The sequence below is a fragment of the Halopseudomonas sp. genome, from assembly GCF_036961105.1.
Lineage (GTDB): Bacteria > Pseudomonadota > Gammaproteobacteria > Pseudomonadales > Pseudomonadaceae > Halopseudomonas.
In genome coordinates, this window is the sequence record NZ_JBALWW010000001.1 from 58,039 (window position 1) to 72,387 (window position 14,349).

The 14,349-nt window shown below is 60.5% G+C and carries 12 protein-coding genes; 7 read left to right on the forward strand and 5 right to left on the reverse strand.

Annotated features, from left to right (window positions below; all coding sequences use genetic code 11):
- Positions 1–45 precede the first annotated feature (45 nt).
- Both V7756_RS00275 and V7756_RS00280 read right to left on the reverse strand, forming a co-directional pair.
- Entirely contained in the window at positions 46–993 is a 948-nt protein-coding gene (locus V7756_RS00275) for a triacylglycerol lipase (protein WP_335608163.1), read from the reverse strand.
- A 267-nt stretch (positions 994–1,260) separates the two neighbouring features.
- A complete protein-coding gene (locus V7756_RS00280) occupies positions 1,261–2,328 on the reverse strand; it encodes a transporter substrate-binding domain-containing protein (RefSeq protein WP_335608164.1) in 1,068 nt (355 codons plus the stop codon).
- Positions 2,329–2,468: 140 nt separating this feature from the next.
- Here V7756_RS00280 and V7756_RS00285 point away from each other — a divergent pair, with 140 nt between their 5' ends.
- Entirely contained in the window at positions 2,469–2,936 is a 468-nt protein-coding gene (locus V7756_RS00285) for an NfeD family protein (protein ID WP_335608165.1), read from the forward strand.
- Between the two features lie 23 nt (positions 2,937–2,959).
- Positions 2,960–3,880 (forward strand): SPFH domain-containing protein, encoded by a 921-nt coding sequence (locus tag V7756_RS00290; protein ID WP_335608166.1) that lies wholly within the window; start codon positions 2,960–2,962, stop codon positions 3,878–3,880.
- A 207-nt stretch (positions 3,881–4,087) separates the two neighbouring features.
- Here V7756_RS00290 and V7756_RS00295 read toward each other — a convergent pair whose 3' ends face one another.
- Positions 4,088–5,119 (reverse strand): isopenicillin N synthase family dioxygenase, encoded by a 1,032-nt coding sequence (locus V7756_RS00295; protein ID WP_335608167.1) that lies wholly within the window; start codon positions 5,117–5,119, stop codon positions 4,088–4,090.
- Positions 5,120–5,677: 558 nt separating this feature from the next.
- On the opposite strand from V7756_RS00295, the gene V7756_RS00300 reads away from it, so the two are divergent.
- Positions 5,678–7,036 (forward strand): amidohydrolase family protein, encoded by a 1,359-nt coding sequence (locus V7756_RS00300; RefSeq protein WP_335608168.1) that lies wholly within the window; start codon positions 5,678–5,680, stop codon positions 7,034–7,036.
- A gap of 474 nt (positions 7,037–7,510) precedes the next feature.
- On the opposite strand, the gene V7756_RS00305 is transcribed toward V7756_RS00300, so the two are convergent.
- Both V7756_RS00305 and argH read right to left on the reverse strand, forming a co-directional pair.
- Entirely contained in the window at positions 7,511–8,458 is a 948-nt protein-coding gene (locus V7756_RS00305; protein ID WP_335608169.1) for a hypothetical protein, read from the reverse strand.
- Between the two features lie 796 nt (positions 8,459–9,254).
- Positions 9,255–10,649 (reverse strand): argininosuccinate lyase, encoded by a 1,395-nt coding sequence (argH, locus tag V7756_RS00310; RefSeq protein ID WP_335608170.1) that lies wholly within the window; start codon positions 10,647–10,649, stop codon positions 9,255–9,257.
- Positions 10,650–10,736: 87 nt separating this feature from the next.
- Between argH and V7756_RS00315 the strand changes: the two genes are divergently transcribed.
- The 4 genes from V7756_RS00315 to V7756_RS00330 all read left to right on the forward strand — a co-directional run bounded on the left by V7756_RS00315 (position 10,737) and on the right by V7756_RS00330 (position 14,344).
- On the forward strand, positions 10,737–11,819 hold the full coding sequence (locus V7756_RS00315; RefSeq protein WP_335608171.1) for a sensor histidine kinase: 1,083 nt from the start codon (positions 10,737–10,739) through the stop codon (positions 11,817–11,819).
- 3 nt (positions 11,820–11,822) lie between these two features.
- Entirely contained in the window at positions 11,823–12,572 is a 750-nt protein-coding gene (locus V7756_RS00320) for a LytR/AlgR family response regulator transcription factor (RefSeq protein ID WP_335608172.1), read from the forward strand.
- A 78-nt stretch (positions 12,573–12,650) separates the two neighbouring features.
- Positions 12,651–13,589: a hydroxymethylbilane synthase gene (gene hemC, locus V7756_RS00325; protein WP_335608173.1), complete on the forward strand. Its 939-nt coding sequence runs from the start codon at positions 12,651–12,653 to the stop codon at positions 13,587–13,589.
- The gene (locus tag V7756_RS00330) at positions 13,586–14,344 is read left to right on the forward strand and encodes a uroporphyrinogen-III synthase (protein WP_335608174.1); all 759 of its coding nucleotides are present in this window, start codon (positions 13,586–13,588) and stop codon (positions 14,342–14,344) included. The genes hemC and V7756_RS00330 overlap by 4 nt, the downstream gene beginning before the upstream one ends.
- The last annotated feature ends 5 nt before the right edge of the window (positions 14,345–14,349 follow it).

A 14,349-nucleotide genomic window follows, 5' to 3' on the forward strand; every position in this document is an offset into this window, starting at 1 on the left:
AGTCAGGTGGTCGCGCGGCTGCAATGTGGCCAGCCGCGCGCAGCCTTAAAGCCCGGCGTTCTTCAGGCGGTTTGCCTGCTGCCGGTAAACGGTTACCGGATCGGTCTCGAACAGGCTGGTGAGCCCGAGGAACTGGTTTACCTCGTCCAGGTGATTCATGCGGTAGTTATCGCGAATGACCATCCCCAAATGCGAACTGCAGCGGCCTACCAGGCCGTCGTTGGCTTCACCCTTGAAGGTCAGTGAGGCGGCTCCGGTCAGCAGATCAGACACATCCAGCGCATTGGTCAAGGGGCTGGTGCCGCTCCAGGAGTAGTAGCGCACGCCGTTGACCTTGTAGGCACCTTCGCCACAGGCGCTGGTTGGCAGTCCTTCTGGATAGCGTGCATTGAATACCGCAGCGCCCGCCGAGTTGAGTGACTCCAGCGACCCTAGCGCATTCTGCGGCGTCATCGAGCTGCTGCCGGAAACCAGATTGATGAAGGCGCCCATGGCATTGACCAGGCCTGCGAGAATCGCCTCGCCGCCGGACCCCTCGGGAATCTGGCGCAGGAAATCGGCGGTGGCCGAACCCTTGTGCGGCGCGCCCACGCTGGTCACCGAGGCCACCAGATCAGGGCGAACCGAGGCGACGTAGCGCACAGTGGGGCCGCCGTGACTGTGACCGATCAGGTTGACCTTTGGCTTGCCACTGATGGCAACAATCTCTTCGACCTGTTCGAGCAATTGCTCGCCGCGGGCCTCGGAGGTATCCAGTTGGCTGACCTCGGTGACATAGACGCTGGCGCCGTCCTTGCGCAGGGCGGCGGGGATGCCATACCAGTAATCGATCCCCAGCAGGCTGTCGAAACCCAGCATGCCGTGGGTGAGCACGATCGGGTATTTGGTTTTGGTGTATTGCGACGAGCTGAACCAGAAAGCCTGGGCCTGGGTGCTGACGCCGAGCGCTGCGATGAGGCCGCAGGCGACGCTCAGTCGGGTCTTTTTAGACATGACGAAATTCCTTGTGTTTGTTTTTGTTTGTATCGTCTTAAGACATTCAGGGCATGCCTGAGGTGAATCAGAATAGTCAGCGTTCAGGGGCTTATGAAGGTGGCTGCGCACACTTTGTGACGCAGTCGCAGGTCGTAAAAAATGACTGGCGGGTCATTGGCTCTGGCCCGCCATCATTCATGGAAAAAATCGGATGAACTGCAGTTCATTTCTTCCTGCGGCCACCGCGTAAATGCCTTACGTCTTGCTTCGGCGCCCGCCTGGGGGCTATTTACTCTCCTGCAGATAGCTCGCCTGTATCGCGCTCCACTCCTGCGATTCGGTAATCCGCAGAATCTCCTCGCTGATGGCCGCGCGCAGCTTGCTGCCGGCGGGCATGGCGAGCGCATAGAGTTGCTGATCGAATACCCCGGGTACCAGCGTCAGGCGCTGTTCGGCCAGTTGCTGGTTGCGAAACTGCAGCAACGGGCGGTCATAGACCACGGCATCGGTTTCGCCATCCAGTACCGAGTGCATGGCGTCGCTGAGGTTGGCATATTCGCGTCGGATGATGCGATTGTCTTGCAGGTACTGCGCACTGGCGGTACCGGTAATGGTCGCCACCCGGTTGCCGGGTAGATCCTGCGGACCCTGGATCTGGTATTGCAGATTGCTGACCGTCAATGACGTGGTGATAGCGGCGGTGAAGCTGGCCACCATGATCAGTCCGGCAAACATCCATACCAATGCCACCATGCGGCCGGCGAGGGTCACCGGGGCTTTATCGCCATAACCGACCGTGGTCATGGTCACTGCAGCCCACCAGAAGCTGGCGCCAATGCCTTCACGGGCCTTGCCGCCAAACTGGTCGGGATTGGCGCGCCGCTCACAGAACCAGAGCAGTGTGCCAACCACAAACAGCAGCAGCGTGAGCGCGGCTATGACGCTGAGAAACTCCCAACTGAACAGCGCCTTGAGGCTATGCATAATGCCGTGCTTGGGCGAGGGGGGTACGGCAATGGCCAGGCCGGTCTGATAGAACGGGTGGCTGAAGTCGAAAACAGCTTCGCGGTCTGCCGTCATGGTCAGGGCCCCAACGGCGACATCTATCTGGCCGGATTCCACCTGACTCAGCAGCTCGGTGAATGACAAGGGCACCCACTCAAAGTCCAGCTGCTGCTCACGTGCGACCGCGCGCCACAGATCAATGCTGATGCCTTGCCACTCACCCTGTTCGTTCTGCATGGCGAAGGGCGGCACCGTGGTTATGCCTACCTGCAAGGGCTTGGCGTGAATGACTGACACGCTGCAGCTCAGCAGCAGAAACAGACATAGATGTAAGGCTTTTAACGGCATGAGCGGCTCCTGTGGTTTATACCAGCTTAACAAAGCTGACCTGCGTGGCCAGGTCTGCGGCATTGGCAGGGCATTTGTGCGGGCAATCTGATAACCTCCCAGCAGCCGTTGCAGAGACGTCCTGCGCGCAGGGAGAAATCATGTTGACTGGATATTTGACGAGTTACGCTTTCTGGTTGTTGCTGGGCCTGGCCCTGCTGCTGTCGGAGTTCTTCATTCCCGCGATGGTCGCGGTGTTCTTTGGCATTGGCGCGTTGGTGGTCGGTCTGCTGACCCTGTTCGGCGTGATCGATACGCTGCCTTATCAACTACTGTTGTTTTCGCTGATCAGCGTGGTTGCCCTCTGGTATCTGCGTCGACACTTCACGCGCTGGCTGCGCGGCAGCGAGGCCGATCTGGCCGCGCGCGACCAGGATGACGCCGGATTGTTGGGCATGCGGGTGACGGTCTTGACCGACTTCATCCAGGGCGTCGGCGATGTGCAGCTCAATGGTGCCAAGTGGGATGCCGAATCCAGTGAGCCGCTCAAGGCAGGGGACACTGCCTGGGTGCTGAATCACAGCGGCATTGTGCTGCAGGTCAGCGCACAGAAACCTGAAAAAATCTAAATCACCCTCAAGGAGCTTCAAGCATGGAAATGGCCACTATTCTTTCACTCGCGTTTCTCGCCCTGGTCGTTGTTACCCTGGCGAAAACCGCGCGCATCGTGCCGCAACGTTCGGCCTTCATCGTCGAGCGCCTGGGCAAATATGCCAAGACCCTGGAAGCCGGTTTTCACCTGCTGATCCCCTTTGTTGACCGGGTTTCCTACAAGCACACGCTCAAGGAAGAAGCGATCGATGTGCCCAGCCAGGCCTGCGTTACCCGCGACAATATTCAGGTGGTCGTCAATGGTGTGCTCTATCTACAGGTAGTGGACCCCAAGCTGGCCAGCTACGGCATCAACGATTACCGCTACGCCTCCATGCAGCTGGCGCAAACCACCCTGCGTTCGGTCGTCGGCAAGATCGACCTGGACAAGACCTTCGAAGAGCGCGAAACCATCAACGTGCAGGTGGTAGAAGCGCTGGATGAGGCGGCCAAGCCCTGGGGCGTGAAAGTGCTGCGCTATGAGATCGCCGATATCGAATTGCCGGCCACCATTCTTGATGCCCTGGAGAAACAGATGCGCGCCGAGCGGGAGCGCCGCGCCGTGGTTGCCCAGTCCGAAGGTGAGCGGGAAGCCAAGATCAACGTCTCTGAAGGCCAGAAGCAGGAAACCATCAACCTGTCCGAAGCTGACAAGCAGCGTCAGATCAACGAGGCTGAAGGTAAGGCGCGCGAGATCGAGCTGATTGCGACCGCTACCGCCGAGGGTCTGCGTCGGGTCGCCGAGGCGATCAATACCGAAGGCGGTCAGTCGGCAGTATCGCTGCGCGTTGCCGAGCAGTATGTGAAGGAATTCGGCAAGCTGGCACAGACCAACAACACCATGATTCTGCCGGCCGAGCTGAGCAATATCGGTTCTGCGGTTGCCGCTATCACCAAAACCCTGGAAACGGTGAAGAAGTAATACCGGCCGACCAGCGGCCTTAACCGCACCGCCGCAGGCCGGGATGGAACCCGGCCGTCTCAGGCAACCCCGATTTAGCTTTACTTTCATGGGGAAGGTTGAGTTCCATCTCGACCTGCAGCCTCAACCGCACCAGCGCAGGCCGGGATAGAATCCGGCCGTCCGGGTAACCACCGATGGTGGTTTTACCTTCCTGGAAGCTCGAGTTTACTTCTTCGCCTCGGCAAAGTTCGCCTGAATCCGCTGCAGCAGATAGTCGGCCGCTGAAATCGGCGGATACTTGCCAGCCGGGCTTTCGATCATCACGTTCTTGTTGGCCTGACAGAAGAACGCCATGCTGTAACGCGGGCCACGGTATTCGCCCGGCTTGGGCATGCGCACGCGGTGCAGGGTGGACTTGAGCTGGTCGTCGCTCCAGCGCATCAGCATGTCACCGATGTTGCAGGTGATGATGTCGTCACGCGGGATCACGCTGCTCCACTCGCGGTTGTCGCCGGCGCCTTCGGCGTCCTTGCCCGGGCTGACCTGCAGACCGCCCTGGCCTTCCTTCTGGAACACCATGGTCAGGCAGTCGAAGTCGGTGTGCGCACCGGCGCGCCACAGGCTTTCATCCTGATCCTCTTCCGGCATGGCGAGGTAATGCAGCAAGCGCAGGGTGCTTTGGTAGTCAGGCTGGCGGCGGTCATGCGCTTTGGTGAAGAAGTCGCGTTCAAAGCCCAGGCGGTCGGCAAAGCACGAGAGCACCTGCATGCCCAACTGCCAGGCGCGGTATTCAAAATCCAGCATGATGCGGTGGAACTCCGGCACCACAGTCTGGTTTGGCCAGAGGTCGTCCATGTGCGGCAGAGTGATCTGGAAGGACTCCTTCTGATCGGCGGTGCGGGTCGAGGGGCGTACCTGCGACATGAACTCCCAGCCGGTGTTAAGGCCTTTCTTCAGGGGGAACCGGGCTTTCTGTTCGTTGCTGAGACTGAAGAAGGCTTCGGACAACTCAAAGGCGCTCTGCACCAGCCTGATGTCCAGGCCATGGTGGACCAGCTGGAAGAAGCCGACTTCGGTCGCGGCGCTCCACAGTTGCTCGGTAATCTCGGCGCGGCGGTTCTCGAAATCGCTGAGGTCGATCAGCGGAATACTGCGCTCGGTTTCCTTGCCCATACCGCCAAAGGTGGTTTCCAGCTGCAGTTCTTTCAGGCCGTATTCTGGTGTACTTGTGGAGGTGCTTGTAGAGGTGGTTGTCATCTTGAATCTCCGAGTAGTGCCCGTGTGGGCGCAAGGGGCGGAGACAGGGAGTGGGGCGAGGGTAACCGGAGGGGGAGTCAGCTGTGGCTGATCAGTCCGGTCAGTTCGCCGCGCTTGCCGCGTCGTCCGACCATAAACTGAGCAATGACCTGGGGTGGTTGCCCCCTGACAGCTTCTACTCACGTTGCCGAGGATAATCCTGCGGCGTAATTTATCAAGCAGTAATCGGGCCAGCCCGGTAGTTTCTGACGAACGTCGCGCCAGCGCGGGTTGCAGCCAGGGCGCGCAGCAAAGCGCTTCCACAAGACTGCACCGCCGCTGCGCAAAAGCTGACCACTTGCACCATTTTTGCACGCAAAGGCGGCGCGCGCTAAGCGCAAGCGCCCGGTTTACGCCGCATGCATCCCAGTTGCGGGTTGGTTAGAAAATTGCACCGTATTTCCGGCAAGCTATGCCTCGGGCACCCCGAGCGTATTCAACCGAACGTGCACTAGAGTAGAAGCGGTCAGGGGCCAGGCTCCGGGACATTGCTCTTTGGCTGTTAAAAGGAGCAGTTAGATGGCGTATCTGATTAAAAACGCGACCGCGATATTCTCCCCGACCCAGAGCGATGCGCGCGACCTGCGCATCAGCGGCGGCAAAATCACCGAGCTGGGCACCAACTTGCAGCCGCTGGCGGATCAGTCGGAGCAGGTGATAGATGCCGCCGGCTGCGTGGTCTGGCCCGGCCTGGTGAACACCCATCACCACCTGGCGCAGTCGATCATGAAAGGCGTGCCCGAGGGGCTGAATCAGAACCTGGGCGATTGGCTTAGCTCGGTGCCCTACCGCTATTGGCCCAAGGTGACGCCTGAGCTGATGTACCACGCCGCGCGTCTTGGCCTGTACGAGCTGCTGCGCTCCGGCGCCACTACTTGTGCCGATCACCACTATCTGTACCACGCTACCACCAGCCCCGAGCTGGAAGACGCGGTGTGGCAGGCGGCCGATGAGCTTGGCATGCGCCTGGTGCTGTGCCGTGGCAGCGCCACTGAGGTGGGCAGCCACCAGGGTATGGTCGATCACGGCATCGCGCCGGAAACCCTGCCGCAGATTCTCGACCGGCTGGAAGCCAGCCGTAGCCGTTATCACCAGAGCGGCGGCGATGCCATGCGCAAACTGGTGGTCGCACCCACCAGCCTGATTCATTCCAGCGACCCGGATGGCCTGCGCGCGCAGGCGTCCTACGCACGCGAGTTCGGTCTGGGCATGCACTCGCACCTGCTGGAGGTCAGCTTTGACGAGGCGCAGGCGCAGAAGAAATACGGCATGAGCGCCATCGACTATGCCGAGTCCTGCGACTGGCTGGGTGAGGACGTCTGGTTTGCGCACCTGGTGCATTGCGACGATCACGCGCTCTCGCGCCTGGCTGCACGCGGCACCACCATCGCCCATTGCCCCACCTCCAACTGCCGCCTCGGCAGCGGCGTGGCGCGCGCCGTCGAGATGGAAAAACTCGGCCTGCCCGTCACCCTGGGCGTGGATGGCTCGGCCTCGGCCGAATCCGGCTCAATGCTGCAGGAGCTGAACCTGGCCTGGCTCATCCACCGCGCCATGCACGGCCCGGAGGCCACCAACCTTGAACAGATCCTGACTTGGGGGAGCCGCAACGGTGCCCAGTTGCTGGGGCTGGATAACGTCGGCGAGCTGAGCGTCGGCATGGCCGCCGACCTTGTGCTCTACGACATCAACCAGCCACGCTTCGCTGGCGTGCACAGCCCGCTGACGGCGCCGCTGATGTGTGGTGAGCCGGTAAGCGTGAAGTACAGTTTTGTGCAGGGTAGGCCAGCTATCGACAATGGTGATATCTGTGGGTTGGATGAAGGTGAGTTGACGGCGCGGGTGCAGGAGTCGGTGGCGCAGTTGATTCGGAGCTGATGGGCTCTCGGGAGCGTGCCAGCGCTAAGTCCATTGATCGTTCCCACGCTCCAGCGTGGGAATGCAGCCCCGGACGCTCCGCGTCCATCACTACTGCCAGCGGCATCCAGGCTTGTGGATGGATTTTGCTTTGACGGGCGGCGACAGCGTGGAAACGATCAACCCGTGATGGCGTGACGCTTAATAGCGGCGTGAATTGGTCTAATCAGCTTTTCGCCCTGATGGCGAGCGGGGGAAATGCTTGGCCATTTCCCCCTGCACCCCCTAGGCCACCCCAACTGCACGGCCCTGCGGGTTCGCTGCGTTGCTCGGTCTGGCGGGGGCACGCGCAAACTCGCTTCGCTCAGACACCGCGCGCACCTTTTTCCCGCCAGCTCTGCGCTACTCGCCCGTGCAGACGGGGACTTGGGGTCAGTGCATTAAGTCGAGTTTGAGAAGCAGAAATCATCCGTGGCGAGCAAATACTTGAACCGGTCAGCTGCCAAGCTGGCTCATGTGGTGATTTTGCGAGCATTGGTCAGTGCGAGTCTCGATCACAGCGCGCACTTTTGTGAAATCTCGGTCACCTCGCTGATCAAGGTAATTCAGGAAGGCGATAGCGTCGTATCCATCTACTGGCGAAGAAGGTCTATCTATACGCTGACTAAGATCAGCACAGTACCGCATCAGCAATGCGGCATAGCGCGGACTGTTGAAAAGAATAGCCTCATGTATCAGTGGCAATCCGTTACGGATTTCGGTAACAGAAGCACCTCGCTTGATCGCCGCTTCAAGCATTTCAAACAGCCGATCAATGACTTCGTCATTGGCTGAGGAGTCTAGAGAACTGCCTATGTAGGAAACAATCGGAGTAGCGCAAACGCCTAATGCTTCAGAGAATAAACCGCACTCCCTGTATAGCTCAGGGTGACTGATGAATATTCGGGCTGCCAGCGACGGGCTTATTAGAAACCCATTTTGCGAGTAGGGATTGAAAGTAACCTCTCGGGGCCCTGCTGTTGCAATCACCACCAAGCCTCTTGCGTCCGTGCCCAGCATGTAGGTCCGCCAGAATATAGGCACCAGAGACACCGCGACTATTATCCCGAGCAGGGTTTTTCTGTACGCCTTTCTGAAAAAGAACAGATAGATGAAGATGGCAACAATGAATGCCTGAACGAGCGCGACACTAGTTGCTGCAACATGATCTTTTAGCTCTGCCTTTTCCCATTGGTTGATCAGTTTGATACTGCGCTCAACGTCAACCAGCGCCTGATCGATTTTGCTCTGGGCAGCACCACCTTCAACCAGCTCGGAACGTTTGCTCTCCCTGGCATCTGCAATTGCGGATACCATCCAACGATCTTGCATGACCACAAGGCCATTCCAAGCAGTCGAGATTACCAGTGCGCAAATCAAGAAAACCCTGAAAAAAGCTTTCATATTAATGCCCTTGCGGGGGCGGCCACGAACACGTTCACCACGCGCACGATTGCAGCGCAAAAGAGTGAGGCGCTGCATGAGCAAGCAAGCGAGCATTTGACCAGAAGTGCCTTGCTACCTAGTGAGAGAAGAGATGGCATCCATGCACCCAAAAAAATTAACTCGGCGATAAGTAAAGTCCTCCGATAGTGCTACCGCGAGGTACGTTTGCCAAGCATGAACATGACTGGGTTCAAACGAGCGCGAACTGCCGCTCCCAAAAAAAACCAGCCAGAATGCACGGACCCCAAATCCCCGTCTGCGCGGGCGAGTAGCACAGGGTTGGCGGGAAAAAGGTGCTCGCGGTGTCTGAGGTGCGTAGCGCCGAGTTTGCGAGTGCCCCCGCCAGGTCGAGCAACGCAGTGAACCCGCAGGGCCGCGCAGTTGGGGTGGCCTAGGGGGTGTTGGGGGAAATGGCCAGGCATTTCCCTCGACTCGCCATCAAGGCGAAAGCTGACTAGAACGATCAACATCATTGCCAAGGGCAAAGTTGCTCGGGTTGAAGCGGGCTTCTCCCTCAGCAGCGCCACTAGCATGCGTGGCTCTTCATCCCTGCCAAGGCGCTGGATCAGATTATCTGCCGCGAGGTTGAGAAAGTGCGCTAACACGCCAGACGGCGCGAGTAGTTGGGACAGACGTCGGGGCTGCATTCCCACGCGGGAGCATGGGAACGATCAACATTGCCGAGAAAAACGTCAAAAACACGGTGGATAAGCCTGCGGCGTTATCCACCCTACGACGGGTGCGGCTCGCAGTGTCAGACGCCGAGCAGCTCCCGCCCCCGCTGCACCGCCGCCAGCACCTGCCCGGGCGCGGTCCCGCCAATATGGTCACGGGCGTTGACCGAGCCTTCCAGCGTCAACACCTCGAACACGTCCTGCTCGATCTGGTCGCTGAACTGGCGCAGTTCGTCCAGGCTCATCTCGGCCAGGTCCTTCTTGCTGTCCACGCCGTACTTGACGGCATGACCGACAATCTCGTGGCAGTCGCGGAAGGGCAAGCCGCGGCGTACCAGGTAGTCCGCGAGATCGGTTGCGGTGGAGAAACCGCGTAGGGCCGCTTCGCGCATGACGTCAACCTTCGGCTGAATGGCCGGGATCATGTCGGCGAAGGCGCGCAGGCAGTCGCGCAGAGTGTCGACGGCGTCGAACAGCGGTTCCTTGTCTTCCTGGTTGTCCTTGTTATAGGCCAGCGGTTGGCTCTTCATCAGGGTCAGCAGGCCCATCAGGTGGCCGTATACGCGGCCGGTCTTGCCGCGTACCAGCTCGGGCACGTCGGGGTTCTTTTTCTGCGGCATGATCGAGGAGCCGGTGCAGAAACGGTCGGGCAGTTCGATGAAATTGAACTGTGCGCTGGTCCAGAGCACCAGCTCTTCGGAAAAGCGCGAGAGGTGCATCATGGCGACGGACGCCGCAGCGCAGAATTCGATGGCGAAGTCGCGGTCGGAAACGCCGTCCAGCGAGTTGCCGGAAACAGCGTCGAAACCCAGCAGCTCACAGGTAATGCTGCGATCGATCGGGTAGGTGGTGCCGGCCAGTGCGGCGCTACCCAGCGGCATGCGGTTGACCCGCTTGCGGCAGTCGAGCAGGCGTTCGCGGTCACGCTGCAGCATCTCGAACCAGGCCAGCAGGTGGTGGCCAAAGGTGACAGGTTGCGCGGTCTGCAGATGGGTGAAGCCGGGCATGATTACGGCGTTGTGGCGCTCGGCCTGCTCCAGCAGACCCTGTTGCAGGCGCGTCAGCTCGGCCAGAATGATGTCGATTTCCTCGCGCAGCCAGAGGCGGATGTCGGTCGCGACCTGGTCATTGCGTGAACGGCCGGTGTGCAGCTTTTTGCCGGTAATGCCGATGCGGTCAGTCAGGCGCGCTTCGATGTTCATGTGCACGTCTTCCAGGGCGACGCTCCAGGCAAATTCGCCGGCTTCGATTTCGCTCTGGATGGCGCGCAGGCCGTCGATGATGCTGTCGCGTTCGGCGTCGCTCAGCACGCCGACCTTGGCCAGCATGGTGGCGTGGGCGATGGAGCCCTGAATGTCGTGCTTGTACAGGCGCTTGTCGAAATCCACCGAGGCGGTGAAGCGGGCGACGAAGGCATCAACCGGTTCGCTGAACCGGCCACCCCAGGATTGATTGGTTGTCTGGTCTTGGCTCATGTGTCGGACTGTTCCGCTGCGTGTAAAAGGCCATAGCATACCATTTCACGCTTGCGCGATGGCGCCCGGCTGGCGGACACTTGCGCAATGAAGAATGGATTCTGGTCGTTGCTCAAGCAGCCCTATGCCGGAGAGGATTTTTTCCTCCCCGACCTGTGCTCGTCCGTGGCTGTTTTTACCCTGGTGGTGCTGGCGCAACTGGTGGTGCTGGTGTGGGTGTTGGCGCAGCCGGTGACCGAGGGGTTCAACTGGCTGGGCCTGGCGATGGCTTCGCTGTTTGTGCAATGGATAGTGCTGCTCTCGGCGGCGCTGCTTTGCCGCCTGCGCAACTGGATGCAGCGGCGGCCGCTGGGCCTGGCGGTGGCGGCCTGCTTCGCCGTGGTGGTGGGGTTGACGCTGGCTTTTACCGTGATCGGCGACTGGATTGTTTACCGCGGCATGACCGGCGCGCTGCACTGGCAGACCGAGCAGCTACTGCGCCATGGCGTGATCGCGCTGATCATGACCAGTCTGCTGCTGCGCTATTTCTATCTGCAGCAGCAATGGCAGCGCCAGCAGCAGGCCGAGCTGCGCGCGCGTCTGCAATCACTGCAGTCGCGGATTCGCCCGCATTTTCTGTTCAACAGTCTCAACAGTATTGTCAGTCTGATTGCGTCCGAGCCGCTCAAGGCGGAGCAATCGGTGCTGGATCTGTCGGACCTGTTTCGGGCCAACCTGGGCAGTGCCGAGAGTCTGGCGAGCTGGGGCGAAGAGAAGCGTCTGTGCCAGGGCTATCTGCGTATAGAACAGTATCGATTGGGCGAGCGCATGCGCGTGAGCTGGCATGTCGAAGAGCTGCCGGACAACACGCCCATGCCGCTGCTGACACTGCAGCCGCTGCTGGAGAATGCCATTTTGCACGGCCTGCAACCGCGCGTGGATGGTGGCGAAATTGTCATCAGTGGACACTGTCGCAACCAGGTGGTTGAACTTACCGTGCGTAATACTTGTCCTGAGCAGACAGAGAACCACCAGGGAGCGCGCATGGCGATGGAGAATGTACGTGCACGGCTGCAGACATTGTTCGGTGATCAGGCCCGCGTGGAGCTCTGGCGTGAGGGTGCATGCTTCTTTAGCAGGCTGGTCTATCCTTGTAGGCAAACGTCTTCACTACAGCAGAGAAGTCATTGAGGCATGAAAGTACTGATCGCTGACGATGAACCCCTTGCACGCGAGCGCCTGGCGCGTCTGGTCGCCGAGTTGCCCGGATACAAAGTGCTACCTGAGATGGCCAGCAACGGCCATGAAGCCTTGCGACTGGTGGAAGAGCAACGCCCGGACATACTGCTGCTGGATATCCGCATGCCTGGGCTCGACGGGCTGCAGACGGCAGCCAAACTCTGCGAAGACAGCGAGTCGCCGGCGGTGGTGTTCTGTACCGCGCACGGTGAGTACGCCCTGGATGCCTTCGCCGTCAGCGCGGTGGGCTATCTGCTCAAGCCGGTGCGCAGCGAAGATCTGGCGCAGGCCCTGGCCAAGGCGCAGCGGCCCAATCGCATGCAGCTGGCCAGCCTGGGCCGGTCGGGCAATCAGGCCGAAAACGGGCAGGCGCGCAGCCATATCAGCGCGCGTACGCGCAAGGGCATCGAACTGATCCCGATCGAAGATGTGCTCTATTTCATTGCCGACCACAAATACGTCACCCTGCGCCATGTGCAAGGCGAGGTGCTGCTGGATGAACCACTGAAGTCGCTGGAAGAAGAGTTCGGTGATCAGTTCGTGCGCATTCATCGCAATGCGCTGGTGGCGCGCAGTCGCATCGAATGTCTGCAAAGGACGTCCATGGGTCATTTTGAGCTGTGTCTGAAGGATCTCAATGAGGAAACCCTGACCGTCAGTCGGCGCCATGTACCGGGGGTGCGCCGCTTGATGGATCGGCTGTGATTCGGCTGCAATGGCCACTTGCATGGATGCCCGCAGGGGCATGGCGTATCATGCAGCCTGGTTTTGAATGAGAATCCCATGACTCGACATCTGCGAATTGCCACCCGCAAGAGCGCCTTGGCCCTGTGGCAGGCCGAATACGTCAAAGCGCGCCTCGAACAAATCGACCCCTCCGTTCAGGTCAGCCTGGTGCCCATGGTCAGCCGCGGCGACCAGTTGCTCGATTCGCCGCTGGCCAAGATCGGTGGCAAGGGCCTGTTCGTCAAGGAACTGGAGACCGCCATTCTCAATGACGAGGCGGACCTCGCGGTGCACTCCATGAAGGATGTGCCCATGCAGTTTCCGGAAGGCCTGGGCCTATACGCCATCTGCGAGCGTGAAGACCCGCGCGACGCCTTTGTTTCCAACCATCATGACAAGGTAGACAGCCTGCCGCCGGGTAGCGTGGTGGGTACGTCCAGCCTGCGCCGCCAGGCGCAGCTGATGGCGCGTCGCCCTGACTTGCAGGTGCGCTTTCTGCGGGGCAACGTCAATACTCGCCTGGCCAAACTGGACGCCGGTGAGTACGACGCCATCATTCTGGCTGCCGCTGGCTTGATGCGTCTGGGCTTTGATGCACGTATCCGCTACGCCATGCCGCCGGAAGAGAGCCTGCCAGCGGGCGGGCAGGGGGCGGTCGGCATCGAATGTCGTAGCGCCGACACCCAGTTGCACGCACTGCTGGCACAGATGAACGATGAAGACAGTGCCCTGCGCGTGCGCGCCGAGCGGGCATTGAACACCCGGCTCAATGGCGGTTGCCAGGTGCCTATCGCCTGTTACGCGGAGCGCGCCAAAGGCGAGCTGTGGCTGCGCGGTATGGTCGGCGATCCGGATGGCAGTCAGCTACTACGCGCTGAAGCGCGGGGCCCGGAAAGCGATCCTGAAAGCCTGGGCATCGCGGTCGCGGAAGACCTGCTGGGGCAGGGCGCACAGACCATTCTTGATGCGGTTTACGCCGGTGATCCGCCACGGTGAGCAAAGCGATCCTGCTGACGCGTCAGCCTGCCGACAACCAGCGGTTGGGTCGGCTATTGGCAGCGCAGGGAGTGGATAGCTCCGGCCTGCCGTTGCTGGAGCTGGTGCCGGTCGAGGAAAGTGACGCCCAGCGTCGCCTGCTGCTGGAGCTCGATCGTTATCATCTGGTGATCGCGGTCAGCCGTATGGCGGCGCAGTTGGGACTGGAGCGGGTGGATCAGTACTGGCCGCAAATGCCTGTGGGTATCGACTGGCTGGCCGTTGGCGCTGGCAGTGCCGAACCTTTGCAGCAGGCTGGCTTGCCGGTGCTGGTACCTGAAGACGGGCAGGACAGCGAAGCGCTCCTGCGCTTGCCCTTGTGGCAGGCGCATTTTGCTCGTCCAGATCTGCGGGTGATGATCTGGCGTGGCGTCGGCGGTCGTGAGTACTTGGCCGAGCAGATTCGTGCTGCGGGCGGGCAGGTCGATTATCTTGAGCTCTATCATCGGCAGCCCCCGGTCGGCGTGGCTGCCCGGTTGGCTGCGGTGGCTGACAATGTGGGTGGCATTGTGCTGCTCAGTAGTCAGGCGCTGAGTCATTGGCGCGAGGCTGCGGGAGAGGCTTGGCAGCAGCAGCGGCTATGGCGCTGCTGGGTGCCAAGCGTGCGGGTTGCGGCTCAGGCCGCAGACCTGGGCTGTGAGGATGTAGTAACCTGCGGGGGTGCCGATGATGAGGCCATTCTCGCGGCAGTGCGGGCACACCCGCTGAAGGACTAAAGGGG

Coding starts and splice junctions, on each gene's coding strand:
- V7756_RS00300 (WP_335608168.1), top strand. CDS start 5,678: ATGGCGTATCTGATTAAAAACGCGACCGCGATATTCTCCCCGACCCAG.
- hemC (WP_335608173.1), top strand. CDS start 12,651: ATGACTCGACATCTGCGAATTGCCACCCGCAAGAGCGCCTTGGCCCTG.
- V7756_RS00320 (WP_335608172.1), top strand. CDS start 11,823: ATGAAAGTACTGATCGCTGACGATGAACCCCTTGCACGCGAGCGCCTG.
- V7756_RS00280 (WP_335608164.1), bottom strand. CDS start 2,328: ATGCCGTTAAAAGCCTTACATCTATGTCTGTTTCTGCTGCTGAGCTGC.
- V7756_RS00275 (WP_335608163.1), bottom strand. CDS start 993: ATGTCTAAAAAGACCCGACTGAGCGTCGCCTGCGGCCTCATCGCAGCG.
- V7756_RS00285 (WP_335608165.1), top strand. CDS start 2,469: ATGTTGACTGGATATTTGACGAGTTACGCTTTCTGGTTGTTGCTGGGC.
- argH (WP_335608170.1), bottom strand. CDS start 10,649: ATGAGCCAAGACCAGACAACCAATCAATCCTGGGGTGGCCGGTTCAGC.
- V7756_RS00315 (WP_335608171.1), top strand. CDS start 10,737: ATGAAGAATGGATTCTGGTCGTTGCTCAAGCAGCCCTATGCCGGAGAG.
- V7756_RS00290 (WP_335608166.1), top strand. CDS start 2,960: ATGGAAATGGCCACTATTCTTTCACTCGCGTTTCTCGCCCTGGTCGTT.
- V7756_RS00295 (WP_335608167.1), bottom strand. CDS start 5,119: ATGACAACCACCTCTACAAGCACCTCCACAAGTACACCAGAATACGGC.
- V7756_RS00305 (WP_335608169.1), bottom strand. CDS start 8,458: ATGAAAGCTTTTTTCAGGGTTTTCTTGATTTGCGCACTGGTAATCTCG.